Raw genomic sequence first — 15,924 nt, forward strand, 5'->3', positions numbered from 1 at the left:
ACGGTGACCTGCAACCGGTGCACACTGCACCCGGGCATCCGCCAAGGCCGGTGGCAGGCATCGGCCGCGTTCGACGCAGGCACGCAGGAGGCAGCATGGCGACCACGACCCCCCGCGCCGGCAAGGCGCCGCGCACGACAGCGGCCACGCCGCGGCTGTTCGACGCCCGGCCCGACACCGCCGACTTCCGCGACCGCATGTTCGAGCCCACGCTGGTCGACGTGCCCTCGGAGATGCCGCTCGCGCACTTCCTGGCGCTGAAGGTGCCCGTGCTCGACCAGCGCAGCGACGGCGCCTGCACCGCCTACGGCCTGGCCACCGTGGCCCACACCTTGCTGCGCCGCCGCCGGCCCGAGCCGGTCACCCGGCGGGTGAGCACGCGCATGCTCTACGACATGGCACGCCGCTACGACGAATGGGAAGGCGAGGACTACACCGGCTCGAGCTGCCGCGGCGCGATGAAGGGCTGGCACCGCCATGGCGTGTGCGCCGAGGAATGCTGGCCGGCCCGCCCCGGGCCGCTGCACGAGGTCTACACCGAGGAACGCGCTCGGGCCGCGCAGGAACATCCGCTCGGCGCCTACTACCGCGTCAACCACAAGGACCTGGTGGCGATGCATGCTGCCTTTGCCGAGGCCGGCGTGCTCTACGCCTCGGCCGCCGTGCACGACGGCTGGCTCGCGCCACCGGCCACTGGCGTCATCACCTGGGCCGAGCAGCCGGTCGCCGGCTGGCATGCGTTCGCGATCGTCGGCTATGACCGCGATGGCTTCTGGCTACAGAACTCCTGGGGCACGCGCTGGGGCCGACGCGGTTACGGCTGGGTGAGCTACGACGAATGGCTGCAGCGCGGCACCGATGTCTGGGTGGCGCGGCTGGCCGTGCCGGTGCGCCTGCAGCGCGTGCAGGCCACGGCCACCAGCAACTCGTTCCTGGCTCGTCAGTCCAACAGCTACGCCCAGGCCGACCTGCGCCCGCACATCGTCAGCCTCGGCAACGACGGCCGCCTGCGCACGACCGGCCGCTTCGGCACCAGCCAGGACGCCGTGCGCAATCTCGTGCGCGACGATCTGCCGCGCATCACCCGCGACTGGCCGAAGAAGCGCATCGCGCTCTATGCGCACGGCGGCCTGGTGCCCGAGGAGGCCGCCATCCAGCGCGTCGCCGACCTGCGCGAGCTGATGCTGCCGCAGCAGGTCTATCCGCTGTGCTTCGTCTGGAAGACCGGCTTCTGGAGCACGCTGGGCAACCTGCTGCGCGATGCCGTGCGCCCGCGCACCGAGGGGCTGATGGACCGCGCCAAGGGCCTGCTGCTCGACCGTGTCGACGACACCATCGAGCCACTGGCCCGCGCCCTGGGCGGCAAGGCGTTGTGGGACGAAATGAAGGAGAACGCCCTGCTGGCGACCAATGCCGTCGTGCGCAGCGGCGATGCGATCACCGAAGCCGGCGGCGCGGCCCAGGTCGCCCGCCTCCTGGGCGAATGGATGCAGGCCGACCCCGACGTGGAACTGCACCTGGTCGGCCACAGCGCCGGGTCCGTACTGCTCGCGCCGCTGGCGCAGTTGCTGACCTCCGACGGCCGCGTCGCCGACGGCCCGGCCGCGACGATGCAGGGCATCGGCCAGCGTATCGCCAGCCTCACGCTATGGGCGCCCGCGATGACCATGGCCCTGTTCGAGCAGACCTTCCTGCCGGCACTGCAGAACGAACGCATCGGCCACGCCGCGCTGTTCACGCTGACCGACCGCGCCGAGCAGGACGACCATTGCGCGCGCGTCTACAACAAGTCCCTGCTGTACCTCGTGGCCCATGCCTTCGAGGTCCGGGCACGGAGCTGGGTGCGCAGCGAGCATCGCCAGGGCACCCCGTTGCTGGGCATGGCCCGTTTCATCGAGGCCCATCCTGGCATCCGCGACCTGCTGGCCACCGATCGCCTGGATTGGATCCAGTCGCCCGCGCGCGAACCGCCCGCTGTTGCCGCAGACGGCAGCGCGGCGACCCGTCACGGCGATTTCGACAACGACCCCGAAACCCTGCAGGCCACCGTATGCCGGATTCTCGGCCGCCGCGACGGCCGTGCACCGGTGCGCATCCACCGCACCGAGTCCGGCCTGGAAGACAGCCGCAACCAGCTGTGCGAAGCGTTGGACGCCGCGCCGCCGCGACGCTAGGCGAGGGCGGCGCGCATCATCGCGTCGGCCATCGAAGGCCGGCGATGCTCAGGGCGCCTCGAGCCGGCACCGCGGCGGGGAAAACATCGTGTTCGCGCACGGCGACCTGCCGAGCTGGACGAGCTGCAGGCCGCCCAGGGCCGCTGCGTGCCGCACCACGGCCGCCAGCCAGCGGATCTCGAATTGCGAGCCGATGCAGGCGCCAGGGCCAGCGGAGAAGGGCATGAATGCCGCCGGCCGCGGGTCTTCCTGCCAGCGCTGGGGCGCGAAGGCGCGCGCATCGGGCCAGGCGTCGCGATGCCGATGCAGCACGAACACCGGAATCACCAGGTCGTCGTCGCGCAGCGCCTTGACCGGCCCGACCTGATGGTCCTTGAGCACGCGCCGGCCATGCGCCGAGGCCGGCGGCCACAGCCGCAGCAGCTCCAGTGCGACATGCTCGGGCTTGCAGGCGAACAGCAGCGCCCGCGTCTCGGCGGAGGTCTCGATGTCGGCCACGGCGTCCATGTGCAGCACGCACGCAAGCCACGCCAGCATCACCGCCGAGGCGCCGACCACCGACAGCACGGCGTGCAGATAGACCTCGCCGCGCGCCGCGCCGGTCAGCACACCATCGGTGCGCAGTACCGCCGGCAGCTCGGCATCGCAGGTCGTGAGCATCGCAGCGACGCGCGACGCCAGCCCTTGGGCGCGTGCGATCTGCGCATCGTCGAGGTGCGCATTGACGAGTTTGGCGTGGAAGACATCGCCGATGTACACCCGGACCGCGGCTGCCAACTCGAGATCGCAGTCGAAGCCCAGCATGTCGGCGACCGAATCGAGCGCCGCCAGCAGGGCAGCGCGATGCAGATCGCCCGAGGCCGCCGCGAGCGCCACGACCGCGACACGCGCTGCCGCATCGACATCGTGCCGGGCGGCCGCGCCGTGCAGCCAGCGGTTGAGTTCGGTGACTGTGGCGGCGGGCACCCGCTGCTTGTCGCCGAACTGCCACACGCTCGGTTCGCGCGCCAGGCAGTTATCGCTGTCGAGCAAGGCCCGGCGTGCCAGCGCGGCATCGCACACCACCACATCACCGATCCAGGCACGGTAGACCGGCCGGCGCTCGCATTTGCGCAGCAACGCCTTCATGCGGCGCCAACCGGCGTTGTCGGCGACGCGGCCGCCCAGGAATCGGCCCACGACGGGGAGCTTGTCGAGCATGGATGTCCTTCTCCACAAAACAAACGCCGCGCAGCATGACGCTACGCGGCGCAGTGTCGACGCGCGACTCAGCCCAGATAGATGCTCGGCCAGAGGTAGGCGTACTTCCACACGGCCTTCTGGCGGCCAGACCCGGTACGCAGCACCGAACGCACGAAACGCTTCATGATCCTGTCTCCTTGTGTCGTCATGAGATCGAGAACAACGGGGCAAACCGCCGATACGACCGCAAACCGACCGCGGGACATACCGACACCCGTTGCGTTCCTACTGTCCTAGCGCGAACCGATGCGTCTGCGCATCTTCCCCCACAAGCGCCGCGATCCGCGCCGGCAGTCTAGGCACAGTTTTTGGTCGCTTGCAATCACCGGTCACCCTGGGTGCTGGCCGTGTCCCAGGTGCAGGGCCATGGCCAGACGACGCCCTTCACGGGCATTCGTTGGCCGCCAACGCATGGGATACCCGGGTAGGCGATAGCCCACGCGCCGTGCTCGTGACAGTGCGGCGGCGGGACGCAGGTCATCCGAGTGCTGACAATCGCATACTCCGCGCCTCTGTCGTCGATGGCTTCTGGGGGCCGCTATGCCGCTTGTTCGTATCGATCTGCGTAAAGGTAAGGACGTCGGGTATCGCGAGCGGGTGGGGCAGGCAGTCCAGGACGCACTGGCAGGCGTGGGTGTGCCCAGCGACGACCGCTTCCAGGTCATCCAGGAGCATGACGAGGCGGGGCTGGTGTTCGATCCCGGCTATCTCGGCATCGCGCGGACAGATGACTTCATCGCCATCCAGATCACCTGGAGTGAAGGCCGCAGCCTCGAGCAAAAGCGAGCGCTGTATCGCGCGATCGCCGACGGCTTGCACGCCCAGGTTGGCCTGCGGCCGGAGGACGTGTTCATCAACCTGGTCGAGGTCAAGAAGGAAAACTGGTCGTTCGGGAACGGCGAGGCGCAGTACGCGCCTTGAGGTTGGCGGCGATCTTGCCCACTGCGACGTGCTTGGCATCGGCTGGTGACGAGTCCGTCGCGAAAAGCACGGTTCTTTGCTGAAAATCGGCGTTCAACGTGTTTCCAGCGAAGCCTGCAGCGCCGTGGCCAGTGCCGCGTCGCCGCTGACGAGCTCGGTCCAGCGCAGTTCGAGGCCCTTGCGCTTGCCCTTGGGCACGAGCTTCAAGCCGTCGGGGTCGATGGTCAGCACATACGGCGCATCGTCGATCTGCACTTCGCGCTTGAGGGGCTTGTCGAGTGGGGTCATGGCGAACTCCGACGGGGATATCGACTTTCGACGCTACAGCGCGCAGCATCAAGTGGAGCAGGGATGTGGGCGGTCCCATAGTGACCGGAACCGCCCGTGTGCTGGCGCCTTGAGACGGTTTCCTGCAGTAGACTCAACTATTACTACGCCCAAGGAAGAATGCGTGCGTCATTCATACGAGCATCGACCAGAGCGAGAATCAATTTCATCGCCGACTCTGGGGCGGGCAGCTTCGTCTTTGACACGCTCATCGATCTCGTCGATTAGGCCGTCTACAAGGGGTTCGAGGCTCTCAGCGAGCGCGGCGGTGTGCTGGGCGCCAGCACCATCTGATTAAGGATGTCTGGCGGCGGTGTTCGCACACGGTTGTCAGTAGCGGGGTCAAGTCTCTTATCTAGGATGAAGCCGCGCGAGCGGTGACGTAAGCCAGTCAGGGGGACGGCATGCGACAGGGATTGAAGCGAGTAGCGCACCGTCGCGACGATGCGCTGACGGGGGGGCGGTGGGACCGGCTGGAGCATCTGCTTGCTGCGTACTACCGCGATGCGGGTTATCAGGTTGCACACGTGGGGACGGGCGCGACGGCTGGCCGGTTCGATGGCGGTGTCGATCTGGAGTTGCGGCGTAATGGGCGACTGCTGCTGGTCCAGGTCAAGCACTGGAACGCCTACAAGGTGCCGCACAACGACGTGCATCAACTGATCGGCGTGATGGTCAACGCCAGGGCCGATGGGGCCATTGTCGTGACCAGCGGTGAGTTCACTCGTGCCGCGATTGAAGCCGCCGCCCGCAACGGGCATGTGCAACTGATCGACGGCGACGAACTCCGTGGCATGCTCGGCCCGCTGCCGGACGTGCCGCCCGCCGCAGCCCATACCGCCGACACGCTGGCCGCCCAGGTGGGGGAGCGCCTGTTGAATGCCGCACTCAGTCGCGCTTTGCCTACTGGACGCAAGGCAGCGAGGTCATATGCCAAAGCCGCTGGGATGGCGCTGCTGCTGAAGTTCGCAGCGCTTTGCTTCCTGTTGCTGGTTGCCTATCAGGTGATCCAAGGCCTAAGCCGAAACCTGAATCTGAGGCTCCAGAGCGTCGATCGGTCTGCTGTCGTTATGCCGCCGCGTTACGAAGCGTCGCCGTCAGTGGCGCCATCTCGTGCTGCGATCGCGGCGCCGCCTGCGGCTCACAATTTCTGTATCGAGCGCGACCGTCGCACAGGCGCGACTGTAGATCGCTGCGTCGAGCACGCCATGCGTCCCAAGCCGACGCTTGCAGAAGTCCGAGAATCGCAGCGAAAAGCGGATGCGGCGATGGAGGTGCTTCGCGCTTCGACACCGGAAATGTAAGGACGTGCTTTCTGCTTCGGTCGGATTTAGTGGTTATGTCAGTAGCACAAGTTCGGGGAGTAAAACGCCTTCTTCGGCGTTTCGTAATAACAAATATGAGAAATTTGATGAAGCGAGTAGGCATGCAAAGTAAGGAGCTTTTTGCGTCGGCGCGGGAGATGCTGTTGGATGCCCAGCGCAGTCGCACATTCGGGTCAGTGGCCTTGCTCGGCGCTCTGGTGGCGGCTGCCGGTAGTGCACCTGCGGCGGTACTGAACCTGCCTGCAATACCGGATAAGCCCCAAGGCGAACAGTTTGTGGGCGTGCGGGCGCCATGGCGCGACTATCTGATCGCCGTGCGCGCCGCAAGGCAGATCGACGACCCGCTTGCCCGTTGCTTGGCGTGGCCTGATCTGCCAGACATTGCTTGGCCCGCCGGTCACGCGGCGGCGCATTGTCACTATCACTTCGCCAATGCGCCTTCGCCCGCGCAGACGAAGGCGCTGCTCGATGCCGGGCAGGTAGACGTGCTCGAGGCGCAACTCGCCGCGGTTTCGGCAGGTCATGGGCAGCGCGAGGAGGCCGAGCGCATCCATACGTTTGTTCACGACGTGGCCAAGCTGCCGGACGGTGAGCGCGATGCACTCACGGCGCAATGGATCGAGGCAGCGCCTGACAGCGCGTTTGCGTCGATGATGCGCGGGCACCACTACTCGACAATGGGGTGGGCGGCGCGAGGCGCGGCGTGGGCATCGGAGACCACCCCTGCCCAGATCGAAGCGATGGAGGGCCACTTCGTCGAGGCTGTACAACTGTATGGCCGGGCCATCGAACTGGATCCTGCGTTGACGCAGGCCTACATTGGCCTGATGGAAATCGCGAAGGCAGTGTCCGACAGGGATCTAGAAGCTTGGGCATTCGCACAAGCTCAGCTCGCAGGGCCTGCGTGCGCCGAGGTTGCACTGTCGCGTATGGGCGCGTTGCAACCGCGATGGGGCGGGTCGTTGCAGGCAATGGCGCAGTACGCGCAGACCTTGGCACCGAACGTGGAGATGTATCCGCTACAGGCGAATCAGCTCGCAGCGCCTTACGTCGAGGCGGTGCGTATCGAAATGGCGGAAGATCGCTACACGCAGGATGCTGCGGATGTCATCGAGGACGCGGTTCGGATGGCGTCGAATGAGGACGCGCTCGCAAGAGCCGCGCAGCTGAGTCTTCATCGTTCCGACGGATCGTCCGAGGATGGTATCAAGGGCCTTGCACTGCTCCTGCAACGCGAACGCTTCACACAGTTGACGCCCTGGCAAGCGCGGCAGGTTGCAAGCCGGCTAGTGCGGGGGGAGCCCGAATGGGCATTTGCGACGGCGGCGGATGCCGTCGCGCGTAGCCCGGACGATGCGTACGGCCAGTATCTCCTGGCAGCAGCCAGCTACAGCATCGGTCGGTTCGAACTTGCCGAAGCCCACTATCAGCTGGCCCGGAAGGACCCGAGGCAGGAGCAGGTGGTCCTGCGCGAACTGGTGACGATGTGGATGTACGACGCCGGGTTGCCTACCGAGGACGCAATGGCGAAGGCAAGCCCGTATCTCGATGCGCTTTTGGAGAAGTATCCCCGCGACGGTCGCGCGCATATCCTGGACTGGTCGCGTCGTGAGTCCCTAGGCCAACCCATTTCGAGGCGGTGGTTCGAGAATTTCCTTGAAGTGGCGGATTCGAACGACCCGCTTCAGGTACAGGCAATCGAGAACGTGAAGCACGCGCTTGCCGAGTGATACTTGAGCTTGATTGCGGCAGCGCCGGAGAGCGAAGTCCGACCCTTGGCTCTCCGGCGCCTATGCCTTGAAGCGATGGCGGTCAATCGCGCTGTCTTCATGAATTATGTGGCAGGTGGGCTCGTAACCCCTCGATAGCAAGCCGACGCCGGGACCTTTGGTCCTAGGGGGGCGCCGCTGTACAACACGAATGAGAGTGGACCACCAAGCGGCGGCGTGACATCGCACCGATCTGCATTGAGCGATCGCGGCCCGCAGCCGCTCGCGTGCTGCCGGTCGCATCGGTGTCTGAGTTCACTCGCTTCTGTTTGCGGTAGTCGCTTGGTGTCCCACCGCTGGTCAACAGCAAAGGCATTGCGCCGCCGTGCGTCGCGGGCGCCGGTACATTGACGACACGCGGATGCAGACCTCGCTGGTTAGATCCAGTCTGATGGGCGCAGCATAAGAACGTCTTTCTGCCATCTAGGGTCTGCCCTAGATATGGAAATCAGCAGTCTTTCACCTGCCATTTACGTAGTCCAATCTCGCCTGAAGGCGCATGGAGGCGACTGCAAGAACGCCGCTATATTCCGGACTCCCCCGAAGCAGGAGAACCCGAATGTTGCTCACCCCTCAGCGTCGTAGAACGGCGCAAATGATCGGCGTGGCGCTTGTTGCCTCTGTGGCCCTTGGTGGCTGCGCTACCTACAAGGAAGACTTCGCACGCATCGACTCGCGCCTGGATTCCCTCGACTCGCGAGTGCAGGGTGCGGCCCAGAGTGCGGAATCCGCCAACCAGTCCGCGACGCAGGCCAACCAGCGCCTGGATCAGATGGAGCGTCGTGTCCAGCAGCTCGAAACGGCGCCGCGCCGCACGCCGCGCGGTTGATCTGATCGAACCGGGACCTGCGGGCCTGCTGGCCACGGGTCCCGGTGTTTCATCCGTCTTGTCGAGGAGTTGTCCCATGGCCCAGTCCACACACGCTGCGAGGCGGGTCTTTCACGGTGCGCTGTTGCTTGCGTTGGCATCCGCCAGCGTCGGCGTGGCCATGGCCGAAGACGCGGTGACGCCGCCTGTCGCCTCGGTCGACCAGCTTCCGCCCGGTCAAGAGGTGTCCGACACGGTGATCGAGCTGGCGGGCTGGGTCATCGCGGCCAACGACAATCACGGCTATCCGTTCGCGGTGATGGACAAGGCCGCAGCGCAGATCCTGGTGTTCGGCGGCGATGGCCGGCTGCGGGGCGCAGCGCCTGGGCTGTTCGGTTCTGCGGTGGGCGACCACGCGGCGCCCGGCATCGCCGGCCTTGCGCTGCGCGAGATTCCAGGGCGCGATCGCACCACGCCGGCCGGTCGTTTCGTGGGCGGCTATGGTCCGTCGATCGACGCCGGGCGTGTGCTCTGGGTGGACTACGACTCAGCGGTCTCGCTGCACCCGACCGCGAGCGGCACGCCGGCCGAGCGACGCGCCGAGCGCCTGGCATCGCCTTCGCCAGACGACAATCGGGTGACCCACGGATGCATCAACGTCGCATCGGACTTCTATGAGCAGGTTGTCCGCTCGACGTTCGAGAAGGGCGGCGTGTTCTACATCCTGCCGGACAAGGATTCGATTGCCGAGACCTTTCCGGACTTCGCGGCAAGCCGCGCGGCAAAGGGCGCCGATTGATTTGAATTGCGGTGCCAGGGACGTGCCCCTGGCCCCCGTCGGGACGCGCGTCTGCTACGCGCGGTCGATGACGAACGCATGCAACTCCGCGAGTTTCCCGTCGCGCAGACGCCACGCGTCGCTGTAATCGGACGTGGTGCGCGTGCCATCGGCAGAGACGATGGTGATCGTGCCGATCGCCACCACATGGTTGGCATCGGAGATCAGCCGGTCCACCACGACCTCCGGTGGATTGACATAGGTTTCGTCCATGAAGCGCCGGATCGCCTCCTTGCCTGTGATCGTGCGGTCTCCGACGAAGTGCCAGACCACATCGTCGGTGCAATGGGCGAGGAAGCCGGCATGGTCGCCGCGCGAGACGGCGGCATTGGCTTCGGTCAACACGGCAGCGGGATTGATGGGCATGGTGCGTCTCCTGTCAGGTTGGCCAGACCTTAACGGCGAGAACGTAAGCCGGCGTGACTTGGACGAGAAGGCCGAGCTGGGCTTTGCTGGCTGAGTCACGCGAGCAGTCGGATCGCAGTCTCCAGACAGGAACGCGCGTCGACCAGTGATGCGCGCCTGGGATGCTCAGGTGTTCGAGGCCTCAAGCTGGCTGCCTTTGCATGCCATTTCTCGGATCTGTGAATCTGGTGCTGTCACGGGGCGCTAGACTCCGCCGATGAGACCCGACCAGACCAAGCTCGACCGCATCGTTGCCGAGGCGCGTCGCAGCGCTGAGCAGCGCAACAACGGATACCGCGAGCGGGCGTTGAAGCTGTACCCGTGGATCTGCGGCCGCTGCGCGCGTGAGTTCATCCGCGCCAACCTGCGCGAGTTGACCGTGCACCATCGCAACCACAATCACGACGACAACCCATCCGATGGCAGCAATTGGGAGTTGCTGTGCATCTACTGCCACGACAACGAGCACGCCCGCCAACTCGACCACACCGGTGTGAGCGCGCGCAACGCCGAGGATGTGCCGGCCGCGGCTACCTCCAACCCCTTTGCGGATCTGAAGGCGCGGCTGGAGAAGGCGCGGTCATGAGTGGCATCGCGCGGCGTCGTGATGACTCGCTGCGGCGACCGCTGGGCGCCGCTCGTTTAGCTCAGTTGGGAATAGTCTCGATGGCGAGTCGATAAGAACCTTATGATGCGGCGCCAGCTCTATAAGGTTTCTCGCATTTCCTTTTAGTTTGCGGCGAATGCGGCGCTCAACAACCTGCTTGCTGAAGGCATCGTCAGTCTGGTCAACGAGCGGCAGTGGGGGCGCGTGTTTCAGGCGACCGAGATCATGGCGCGGCTGGACCGACCGCCTCAAGGGGCCGGAGCGGGCTGAACTGCTGTCATGCCTTCTCAACAACCGTGACACGCACCTTCATTACCGGTGCATCCGGACCTCCAACAGCTCCACCTCGAACACCAGCGACGCGCCCGGCGGAATCACCTTGCCGGCACCACTGCTGCCGTAGCCGAGCCAGGCGGGAATGTGCAGTTCCCGCGTGCCGCCGGGCCGCATGCCGGCGACGCCCTCGTCCCAGCCCCGGATCACGCGGCCGGCGCCCAGTTCGAACACGAAGGGCTGGCCACGATCGCGCGAACTGTCGAACTTGGCACCTCGCTTGTCGGGCGCGTGCTCGTCGTAGAGCCAGCCGGTGTAGTGCACGGCCACTTCGTCGCCGGCTGCCGCGGGTGCGCCGGCACCCTCGGTCATGTCGATGCGCTGCAGCTCGGCGACATCGCCCCCGGTGTAGGGCGCCGGACCGCCGCACGCGGCGAGCAATAGGACGGCGAGCAGGGCGGCATGGCGATGCGTTCGATAGGACATGGGCAAAAGTACGACGAAGGAGCGGGGCAGCATAGCGGCAAGCGCCGCTCACCGCGCCGGGTTCACAGCGGGCATGGCGAACTGTGAGCAAGCGCCTGGGTCTGTCCAGTGCGCATCCGGAGAAGAGGACGCATGCGTCGCCAGTTGCTGCCGCGTGATCTCGGCTTCGAGATCAAACCCTATGACGAGTTGGCCCTGTTCAAGTGGTTCCTGGCCAGTTTCCTGTTCGGCAACCGCATCTCCCAGAGTATTGCAGCCGAGACGTGGCGGGTGATCGTGGAGGTGCACGGCTGTGACACGTCCCGCAAGCTCGGCGCCTGCACCCATGCGCAACTGGTGCGGATGCTGGGCGAAGGCGGCTATCGACGCTACGACGAGTCCACCGCGACTCGCCTCTCGCTGCTGTGCCGCACGCTGATCGACGACTACGACGGCCGCATCCTCGGCATCGCCGAGGCCGCCGGCAGCCGCGAAGACTTCGAGCGCCGCCTGCTTGCGTTCAAGGGCGTGGGGCCAGTGACGCTGGGGATCTTCATGCGGGAGGCGGGGGCGGCGGTGTTTGGGGATGGATAACGCGGCGTGCATGTCAGGTTGAACGATGAGCGGTCGCCGGCTGCTATCGGATCCTGCGGGCGGGCGTTACGCGGTCGCCCCCAGCGAAGCGTCCTACCTTCGAGCATCTCAGGCCGCGGGTGATCGCGGGCCAAACCTGTCCCCGCCTCCCAGTAGCCGCGAAAGTGGCGCCGTTTGTCCTTATGATGCGTCCGGCACCGCCATAACCTGCTGCCTGCTGGTCAAAAAGTTGGATAGGTGACATGCACAACAGCGAACGCGACAGCGGTTTTACGTTCGAAGACGCCGAACGAGCCCAATTGCGGGATTGGATCGGGCTCAGCACCGCCGCAAAGATCGATTTCTTTGAGGAGATGGTCCTGCTCGCTTATCGAAGTGGCGCGCTATCGTCTGAGCGTCTTACGCTTCGCGATTGAGATTCTGTAGAAACTTGTACAGCGTCGACTCCCATCGCATGCTCAGTTCATTGTTGTCGCCGTGGATTCGAGACGTTGTCGTGATGCTTTTGGAGGCTGGTCGCGTGACGAAACGCAACTCCTATGAATGGTGTGTTCGGGCGATCGCGCTGTGGCTGCTCGCCAGCGGTACTGGTTGCACTGTTGAACCCGCGATCAGCCCCGATGACGTTCGGCTCGTCCGTACAGACGCCTCGCAGGAGCCAATGGTTCACGCGCTGGCGCCTTTTCAAGGCGCCGCTAAGGTGGTCGACGGGTGCTTGGGCTTCAATAATTCTGAGGTCGGCGACGTCATCCTCGTCTACCCGTACGACCACACAATGGCGCGCCTTGATGGCACTTTGAGCGTTGTGGACGCGAAAGGATCTCTTGTCTTGCCGGTAGGTCGTCGCGTCCAGATCGGCGGTGCGATGCTACCCGGAGATGAAGCGGTAGAGAGATTGGTCTCCGCGGAGGATCGACGTGACTGCAAAGGTCCGTTCTTTTTGGTGCTGCCGCGGCCTGCCGAGCTTTTGTGACCAAAACGACCTGGCTCCGCGTTTGATCGCAATGCGGCAACGCATTGGCCGAGCCTAGACTTCGATAGCAGCGGCAGCCTTCGGCGAAGGCGTTGCATGGGTTTGACAGTGGAGACGAAAGCACCAGCATGACGGTGGTCCAGGGGGCCGATCCCGCCTCGCCTCAGGGAAGTGAGGTCCTGGTGCTGTACGGAAGTCCAGCCAGGATCATTGCCGACCCGCGCGATCGATCGAGCCCCTGACTGCAGGGCAGTGGCGTCATCACGGGCTGGAGCGCGTCCATGCAGCCAGTCCTCGGGAGCGACGGTCCGTCCGGTCGCGATCCGACCGGTCGAACCCGCGGACGCGCCGTCGTCTCTTCTGTCGCGGATCAGTCGGGGGCGTCGCGTCGATCGTCTTGCGCGGCCCTCGTGTCCGCACTCACCACCCGCCGAACCCGCGTCCGGTAGTCGCGCAGGTTGTCGCCGCGGATGCGGGTCGCCTGCGTGCCTTTCACCGTGCCGACCTTGGTGTCGGTGCCGGTGACAGGGGTGGCCTCGACGGTGGTCTCGCGCTCGAACGCGTGTGATTTGTCGGTGTTGCGATAGAACCGGTACAGACCCCAGTACAGGGCGGTCGCGCCCAGGGGGCCGGCGGCCAGCAGCCAGAGTCCGTTTTCGTCGCTCATACGGTGCTCACCAGAAATGCGATGACGGCCGATTCGATGATCGTGCCGGTGACCAACGCGGCCAGCAGCAGCTTCCACTGCTGCACCGGCACGCTGCCCATGGTTTCGCCGGTGCGGCCGTTGACGGCGATGTAGTGCAGCAGGCCGCCGTTCCTGCCGGGCTGGTGGTAGGAGTACAGCCAGACGGGCAGGTACATCGAGACCCAGCGTGTCCCATGGACCTCGAGCTGTTCTTGCTCCCAGCGCACGCCGCGGTCGTAGCGGCGCGCCGAGCCTTCGACCTGGGCGCGGGCGATCGACAGCAACTGGTCTTCCAGACGCGGGCGCAGGTGCTCGACGTTGCGGTTGCGCTTCTCGGAAGTGAAGCCGCTCAGGTAGGAGGCGTTCCAGCGCACAGCATTCTTGGTGTCGAACGGCAGGATGGTGTTGATGATGTTGTTGGTGTTGGCCTGGATATCCAGGTTGCCGCGCTCGGCCGAGGACTCCAGCGGCAGGTCGTCGACGGTGAAGTCCACTTGTCGTTCGACGCGGTAGACGTCGGCGTCGTAGTAGGTCTTCTTGTTGTTGTCGGTGCCGCGGGTGTAGCGGCGTGTCTCGACCTCGCCTTCGCCGGCCACTGCGGCGCTGGCCCGGGCATCGACGATCATGTAGGGCAGGTACACGCCGACGACGTTCTCGGGCGTGAACTGGTCCTTGAATGCCTTGAGCGCAAGCAGCCGGCGCTTGTCGACGAACTGGCGGATGCGTGCGACCGCGTCGTCTTTCTTGATGTGGAACGGCAGCACGGCGTCGGGCACGGCGCCATTGGGCACCTGCTCGTTGATGCCGAAGACGTGGCGGCACCAGTGGCACCGCGCGGTCATCGCGTTTTCGGTGTTGACGGTGACCTCGGCGCCGCAGCCGCTGCACTTGAAGCTCATCAGCGCCGCGGCGTCGGCGGCGATGTCGCGGGCGCCGGAGGCGACGACGGTGCCGGTCAGCGTGTCCAGCCCCGCGCCGAAGCCGAAGACTTCCTCCACGCGTTCGCCATGCCATTCGTTGCGGCAGTACTGGCAGACGAGCAGGTCGGTGCCGGGCTTGTGACGGATATCGGTCGAGCCGCACTTGGGGCAACGGTTGAGGCCGTCGCGCAGTTCGGCCGACGCGGTATCGATGGCGACGGGGTCGGGCGCCTCGAGCTCGTCACGGATCGCGCCCGGCAATGTGGCCGGGTCGATCGGATACGTCCCGGGCAGCGGCGGGACATCGCGTGGCGAGCCCGGGCCGTCGACGGGCTGGGCCGGCAACGGCGGGGGCAGCTTGGAGTCGGACATGGGCGCGGCGCCGGTGGTCTTACAGGCCCAGTGCCTTGGCCTTGAGCGCGTCGTAGTCGGCCTGGGTGATCAGGCCGAGATCGAGCATCTCCTTGGCCTTCGTGAGCTTGGCGACCGGGTCGTCGGCCGCGGGCGCCGCAGCTGCGGGCGGTGTGGCGGGTTGCTGCAGGCTGCCGAGTCCGCCCGCCATCCCCGAAGCCATGCCCAGGCCCACCAGGCCCGCGGCGCCGCCATTCTCGCCGGCCGACTGCATGCCCTGGGCGACGCTGGCCTGCAGATTGGAATTGCCACGCGACCCCGCCAGCGCATCGGCGCGCTGCACGGTCTTGAGCAATTCGCGGGTGTTGGCGTCGTACTCGATCGAGACGATCGCGGTCTTGACGATCGCAAGCCCGCGGTCGGACTTCCACTGGTAGCCCTGTTCGACGGCGGCCGACAGGCTCTGGGCAAAGCCCAGCGAATCCTGCTGCAGCTTGGTGATGCGATTGCCCTTGGCCGGATCGTTGGTGTACAGGCTGAAGGCCGGGGCGAGCGAGCCGACGACTTCGTTGAATAACTGGCTGGCCGCGGCGTTGTCGATGTCGGTGAAGTCGAACACCTGGCCCGGCTGCAGGTAGCTGGCGGGCACGAAGTTCTTCACGAACAGGATCGGGTCGACGATCTTGAGTGTGTAGGAGCCGCGGGTGATCGCGCCGACCTGGGTGCCGAGGAAGCCGTCGTCCCAGTAGATCTCCGACTGGGTGCCGAAGCGGTTGTCCGGCAGTTCCTTGAGCGAGACGAAGAACGCCGCCTGCTGGGCGCCGGGCTGGCCGCCGAACTTGAAGCGCTCCCAGCTCTGGCGGATCAGCGGGCTGACGATGCCGTCGCCAGCGAAGATCGACTGCGAGTTGACGTCGTCCGAGCGCCACTCATAGCCGCCGGGTTCGGCGACGAAGCCGGTGATCGCGCCGTCCTGCATCAGCAGCAGGCCATAGCCTTCGGGCACGACGATCTTCGAGCCGTTGGTGATGATGTGGCTCGAGCCGCGGGTGTTGGACCCACGCCCGGCGTTGGTGCCCTGGGGCACGGCGGCGAACAGGGCGGCGGTCGGGGGCAGGCCCGCCGGCACCGTGAGGAAGTCCTTCCACTGGTCCGCGAACACGCCGCCGACCGCGCCTTTCACTGCCTGCACAAGACCCATGGACACTCCTGCGTTCGATCGGCGGACACTGCGCCCGCCGTGT

At 65.9% G+C, this 15,924-nt stretch carries 17 protein-coding genes; 10 read left to right on the top strand and 7 right to left on the bottom strand.

The genetic code is table 11. From position 1 onward, the window contains the following. Positions 1-95: 95 nt before the first annotated feature. Entirely contained in the window at positions 96-2,174 is a 2,079-nt protein-coding gene (locus tag WAF18_RS12505; RefSeq protein ID WP_337245388.1) for a C1 family peptidase, read from the top strand. Between the two features lie 48 nt (positions 2,175-2,222). On the opposite strand, the gene WAF18_RS12510 is transcribed toward WAF18_RS12505, so the two are convergent. Then, positions 2,223-3,374, bottom strand: coding sequence for a cytochrome P450 (locus WAF18_RS12510; protein WP_337245389.1), 1,152 nt, complete (start codon positions 3,372-3,374; stop codon positions 2,223-2,225). A gap of 582 nt (positions 3,375-3,956) precedes the next feature. Between WAF18_RS12510 and WAF18_RS12515 the strand changes: the two genes are divergently transcribed. After that, the gene (locus WAF18_RS12515) at positions 3,957-4,337 is read left to right on the top strand and encodes a tautomerase family protein (RefSeq protein ID WP_337245390.1); all 381 of its coding nucleotides are present in this window, start codon (positions 3,957-3,959) and stop codon (positions 4,335-4,337) included. Positions 4,338-4,430: 93 nt separating this feature from the next. Here the strand turns inward: WAF18_RS12515 and WAF18_RS12520 are convergent, their stop codons facing one another. Next, complete coding sequence (locus tag WAF18_RS12520; protein WP_183425543.1) at positions 4,431-4,625, bottom strand: hypothetical protein; 195 nt, start codon at positions 4,623-4,625, stop codon at positions 4,431-4,433. 443 nt (positions 4,626-5,068) lie between these two features. On the opposite strand from WAF18_RS12520, the gene WAF18_RS12525 reads away from it, so the two are divergent. The 4 genes from WAF18_RS12525 (at position 5,069) to WAF18_RS12540 (ending at position 9,365) form a co-directional block, all read left to right on the top strand. Continuing rightward, positions 5,069-5,968, top strand: a complete 900-nt coding sequence (locus WAF18_RS12525; RefSeq protein ID WP_337245391.1) for a restriction endonuclease — start codon at positions 5,069-5,071, stop codon at positions 5,966-5,968. 95 nt (positions 5,969-6,063) lie between these two features. Further along, positions 6,064-7,719 (top strand): DUF4034 domain-containing protein, encoded by a 1,656-nt coding sequence (locus tag WAF18_RS12530; protein ID WP_337245392.1) that lies wholly within the window; start codon positions 6,064-6,066, stop codon positions 7,717-7,719. Between the two features lie 598 nt (positions 7,720-8,317). After that, positions 8,318-8,587 carry a hypothetical protein gene (locus WAF18_RS12535; protein WP_337245393.1) on the top strand — a complete coding sequence of 90 codons (270 nt, stop codon included), beginning with the start codon at positions 8,318-8,320 and terminating at the stop codon, positions 8,585-8,587. A gap of 76 nt (positions 8,588-8,663) precedes the next feature. Continuing rightward, positions 8,664-9,365 carry a hypothetical protein gene (locus tag WAF18_RS12540; protein ID WP_337245394.1) on the top strand — a complete coding sequence of 234 codons (702 nt, stop codon included), beginning with the start codon at positions 8,664-8,666 and terminating at the stop codon, positions 9,363-9,365. 54 nt (positions 9,366-9,419) lie between these two features. Here the strand turns inward: WAF18_RS12540 and WAF18_RS12545 are convergent, their stop codons facing one another. Continuing rightward, positions 9,420-9,770, bottom strand: a complete 351-nt coding sequence (locus WAF18_RS12545) for a nuclear transport factor 2 family protein (protein ID WP_337245395.1) — start codon at positions 9,768-9,770, stop codon at positions 9,420-9,422. Positions 9,771-10,026: 256 nt separating this feature from the next. Here WAF18_RS12545 and WAF18_RS12550 point away from each other — a divergent pair, with 256 nt between their 5' ends. Further along, on the top strand, positions 10,027-10,395 hold the full coding sequence (locus tag WAF18_RS12550) for a YajD family HNH nuclease (RefSeq protein ID WP_337245396.1): 369 nt from the start codon (positions 10,027-10,029) through the stop codon (positions 10,393-10,395). A gap of 333 nt (positions 10,396-10,728) precedes the next feature. Here WAF18_RS12550 and WAF18_RS12555 read toward each other — a convergent pair whose 3' ends face one another. Then, positions 10,729-11,175, bottom strand: coding sequence for an FKBP-type peptidyl-prolyl cis-trans isomerase (locus tag WAF18_RS12555; protein ID WP_337245397.1), 447 nt, complete (start codon positions 11,173-11,175; stop codon positions 10,729-10,731). 132 nt (positions 11,176-11,307) lie between these two features. On the opposite strand from WAF18_RS12555, the gene WAF18_RS12560 reads away from it, so the two are divergent. The 3 genes from WAF18_RS12560 to WAF18_RS12570 all read left to right on the top strand — a co-directional run bounded on the left by WAF18_RS12560 (position 11,308) and on the right by WAF18_RS12570 (position 12,721). Beyond that, positions 11,308-11,748: a DNA methylase gene (locus WAF18_RS12560; protein WP_337245398.1), complete on the top strand. Its 441-nt coding sequence runs from the start codon at positions 11,308-11,310 to the stop codon at positions 11,746-11,748. 242 nt (positions 11,749-11,990) lie between these two features. Further along, a complete protein-coding gene (locus WAF18_RS12565; RefSeq protein WP_337245399.1) occupies positions 11,991-12,164 on the top strand; it encodes a hypothetical protein in 174 nt (57 codons plus the stop codon). A 38-nt stretch (positions 12,165-12,202) separates the two neighbouring features. After that, the gene (locus WAF18_RS12570) at positions 12,203-12,721 is read left to right on the top strand and encodes a hypothetical protein (RefSeq protein ID WP_337245400.1); all 519 of its coding nucleotides are present in this window, start codon (positions 12,203-12,205) and stop codon (positions 12,719-12,721) included. Positions 12,722-13,091: 370 nt separating this feature from the next. Here WAF18_RS12570 and WAF18_RS12575 read toward each other — a convergent pair whose 3' ends face one another. From WAF18_RS12575 to WAF18_RS12585, 3 genes are read right to left on the bottom strand one after another with little or no spacing between them, the layout of a single operon-like run. After that, positions 13,092-13,388, bottom strand: a complete 297-nt coding sequence (locus WAF18_RS12575; RefSeq protein ID WP_337245401.1) for a hypothetical protein — start codon at positions 13,386-13,388, stop codon at positions 13,092-13,094. Beyond that, positions 13,385-14,701 (bottom strand): TFIIB-type zinc ribbon-containing protein, encoded by a 1,317-nt coding sequence (locus tag WAF18_RS12580; RefSeq protein ID WP_337245402.1) that lies wholly within the window; start codon positions 14,699-14,701, stop codon positions 13,385-13,387. The genes WAF18_RS12575 and WAF18_RS12580 overlap by 4 nt, the downstream gene beginning before the upstream one ends. Before the next feature lie 19 nt (positions 14,702-14,720). Continuing rightward, entirely contained in the window at positions 14,721-15,881 is a 1,161-nt protein-coding gene (locus tag WAF18_RS12585) for an SPFH domain-containing protein (RefSeq protein ID WP_337245403.1), read from the bottom strand. Positions 15,882-15,924: the final 43 nt, after the last annotated feature.

The sequence above is a fragment of the Luteimonas sp. gir genome (assembly GCF_037198055.1).
Taxonomy (GTDB): domain Bacteria; phylum Pseudomonadota; class Gammaproteobacteria; order Xanthomonadales; family Xanthomonadaceae; genus Luteimonas; species Luteimonas citri_A.

Bases quoted from the DNA above. Each gene is read 5' to 3' on its own strand.
- WAF18_RS12555 (WP_337245397.1), bottom strand. From the start codon at position 11,175: ATGTCCTATCGAACGCATCGCCATGCCGCCCTGCTCGCCGTCCTATTG.
- WAF18_RS12575 (WP_337245401.1), bottom strand. From the start codon at position 13,388: ATGAGCGACGAAAACGGACTCTGGCTGCTGGCCGCCGGCCCCCTGGGC.
- WAF18_RS12540 (WP_337245394.1), top strand. From the start codon at position 8,664: ATGGCCCAGTCCACACACGCTGCGAGGCGGGTCTTTCACGGTGCGCTG.
- WAF18_RS12580 (WP_337245402.1), bottom strand. From the start codon at position 14,701: ATGTCCGACTCCAAGCTGCCCCCGCCGTTGCCGGCCCAGCCCGTCGAC.
- WAF18_RS12545 (WP_337245395.1), bottom strand. From the start codon at position 9,770: ATGCCCATCAATCCCGCTGCCGTGTTGACCGAAGCCAATGCCGCCGTC.
- WAF18_RS12550 (WP_337245396.1), top strand. From the start codon at position 10,027: ATGAGACCCGACCAGACCAAGCTCGACCGCATCGTTGCCGAGGCGCGT.
- WAF18_RS12530 (WP_337245392.1), top strand. From the start codon at position 6,064: ATGAGAAATTTGATGAAGCGAGTAGGCATGCAAAGTAAGGAGCTTTTT.
- WAF18_RS12560 (WP_337245398.1), top strand. From the start codon at position 11,308: ATGCGTCGCCAGTTGCTGCCGCGTGATCTCGGCTTCGAGATCAAACCC.
- WAF18_RS12505 (WP_337245388.1), top strand. From the start codon at position 96: ATGGCGACCACGACCCCCCGCGCCGGCAAGGCGCCGCGCACGACAGCG.
- WAF18_RS12515 (WP_337245390.1), top strand. From the start codon at position 3,957: ATGCCGCTTGTTCGTATCGATCTGCGTAAAGGTAAGGACGTCGGGTAT.
- WAF18_RS12535 (WP_337245393.1), top strand. From the start codon at position 8,318: ATGTTGCTCACCCCTCAGCGTCGTAGAACGGCGCAAATGATCGGCGTG.
- WAF18_RS12570 (WP_337245400.1), top strand. From the start codon at position 12,203: ATGCTCAGTTCATTGTTGTCGCCGTGGATTCGAGACGTTGTCGTGATG.
- WAF18_RS12525 (WP_337245391.1), top strand. From the start codon at position 5,069: ATGCGACAGGGATTGAAGCGAGTAGCGCACCGTCGCGACGATGCGCTG.
- WAF18_RS12520 (WP_183425543.1), bottom strand. From the start codon at position 4,625: ATGACCCCACTCGACAAGCCCCTCAAGCGCGAAGTGCAGATCGACGAT.
- WAF18_RS12585 (WP_337245403.1), bottom strand. From the start codon at position 15,881: ATGGGTCTTGTGCAGGCAGTGAAAGGCGCGGTCGGCGGCGTGTTCGCG.
- WAF18_RS12565 (WP_337245399.1), top strand. From the start codon at position 11,991: ATGCACAACAGCGAACGCGACAGCGGTTTTACGTTCGAAGACGCCGAA.
- WAF18_RS12510 (WP_337245389.1), bottom strand. From the start codon at position 3,374: ATGCTCGACAAGCTCCCCGTCGTGGGCCGATTCCTGGGCGGCCGCGTC.